Below are 2,066 nucleotides of genomic sequence, written 5' to 3' on the forward strand. Positions count from 1 at the left end.
CTCTTTTATGACAATATGTAATATATTTTTGTTATTATACATTTTTTAGATAAAATGAGACACGTTAAGAAGAGAAGAGAGGTTTCTTCTCTTTAGTGTCGGAACCGAAGCGGTCGTAGTGAAGTAAAGCCGTGTAGAAAATACCTGATTATGTAGGAAGACTATGAGTATTCATACCCCCAAAATAGAAGAAAAAGTAACTTTAACGACCATTGGCAAGATGAAAGGTGTTGAACCTATTACTATGGTGACAGCATATGATGCACTGTTTGCACAGATCTTTGACGGTGAAGTAGAGATGATACTTGTTGGAGACAGTTTAAATATGAGTTTTCTGGGAAAAGAAGACACACTTTCTGCAACTATGGATCAAATGATCTACCATACACAAGCAGTGTGTAATGGTGCAACTTTGCCTGTCATCGTAATGGACATGCCTTTTGGTACCTATACGTCACCTGAAGTAGCGGTCAAAAATGCAACAAGAGCATACCAAGAGACCAATGCACAAGCCGTAAAGATAGAAGGCGGTAAAGAGAGAGCGCACATTGTTGAAGCATTGACGCAGAACTCTATCGCAGTCCTTGGACACATAGGGCTGATGCCACAGTTTTTACGCAGTGATGGCGGTTATAAAATACGAGGGAAAGACCAGGCTGACATTGATGCATTGGTTGAAGATGCAAAAGCACTTGAAGCAGCAGGTGCTTTTGCTATCGTGGTTGAAGGGGTAAAAGAAGAGGCAGCTAAAGCCATTACCGAAGCAGTCTCTGTACCGACCATAGGCATAGGTGCAGGGAATGTCACAGATGGACAGGTACTCGTCTGGAGTGATATGTTCGGGTTCTTTGAAGCCTTTAAACCGAAGTTTGTCAAGCAGTATTTTGATGGAGCAAAGCAAGTACGTGAAGGACTTGAAGCCTATCGTAATGAAGTCAAGGCCAGAGAATTCCCAAGTGATGAGTATACATATTGAGAAAGTTGATAAAATGACTAAAGGGTTACTGGCTGTGGGTATGGTTGCAGTATTATACTTGAGCGGCTGTAGTGACAGTGCATCAGTAGACAGCCCAGTGGCCAGAGCAGGTTCTGCTTCCGACATAAAAGATAAACTGGCAACAACACAGGCATTACGCCATACAAATATACAAGTAAATACACAAAATGGTAAAAATATTTTATCTGGTGTGGTACATACACAAAAGCAGAAGTTTTTAGCAAGTTCAGTAGCACGTTCTGTCGAAGGTTCAGGCACAGTAGTCAATCAATTGGTGGTAAAGTAACAAATGGAACGTATGGTTGAAATAGAACGTTTTGATGAAGAGGTCTCCTATGAGGTCACTCTTCGTCCTAGTTCATGGGATGAGTATATCGGTCAAGAGAAGATCAAAAAGAATCTGAAAGTATTCATAGAAGCGAGTAAAAAAAGAGAAGAAGCGTTAGATCACATTCTCTTTTTTGGACCTCCTGGTCTGGGTAAGACGACCATTGCAAACATTATCTCTACAGAGATGGGAGCAAATATTAAAACCACTGCTGCACCGATGATCGAAAAAGCGGGAGATTTGGCAGCACTGCTTACAAATATAGAAGAGGGTGACATTCTCTTTATCGATGAGATCCATCGTATGTCTCCAGCGATAGAAGAGATCCTCTACCCTGCTATGGAAGATTTTCGTTTAGATATCATAATCGGTTCGGGTCCTGCTGCACAAACAGTGAAAATAGACTTGCCTCGCTTTACACTTATAGGGGCAACGACAAGAGCAGGGATGCTTTCTAATCCACTTAGAGAACGTTTTGGTATGCACTTTAGAATGCAGTTTTATACACCGAGTGAACTCTCTCAGATCGTTACACAGGCTGCGCACAAATTGGAAAAGCCGGCTCAGGAAAAAGCTTCTATTGAGATTGCCCGAAGAAGCAGGGGTACACCACGTATAGCACTCCGTTTACTCAAACGTGTACGAGACTTCTCTGAAGTTTCCAATGAAGATGAGGTGACTTTAAAAAGAGCCCAATACGCATTAGATGAGTTGGGTGTCAATAACTTAGGCTTCGATGAA

Annotated in this window: 3 protein-coding genes; all 3 read left to right on the forward strand. The window is 41.7% G+C overall.

Annotated elements, in window-relative coordinates; translation table 11 throughout:
* Positions 1 to 163 precede the first annotated feature (163 nt).
* Positions 164 to 976, forward strand: a complete 813-nt coding sequence (gene panB, locus ABYK33_RS15600) for a 3-methyl-2-oxobutanoate hydroxymethyltransferase (RefSeq protein ID WP_373034243.1) — start codon at positions 164 to 166, stop codon at positions 974 to 976.
* A gap of 13 nt (positions 977 to 989) precedes the next feature.
* Complete coding sequence (locus ABYK33_RS15605; protein ID WP_373034244.1) at positions 990 to 1,283, forward strand: BON domain-containing protein; 294 nt, start codon at positions 990 to 992, stop codon at positions 1,281 to 1,283.
* Positions 1,284 to 1,286: 3 nt separating this feature from the next.
* Positions 1,287 to 2,066 (forward strand): Holliday junction branch migration DNA helicase RuvB (ruvB, locus tag ABYK33_RS15610; RefSeq protein ID WP_373034245.1); only part of this gene is annotated, 780 nt, incomplete at its 3' end.

It is taken from the genome of Sulfurovum sp. (assembly GCF_041562805.1).
Lineage (GTDB): Bacteria > Campylobacterota > Campylobacteria > Campylobacterales > Sulfurovaceae > Sulfurovum.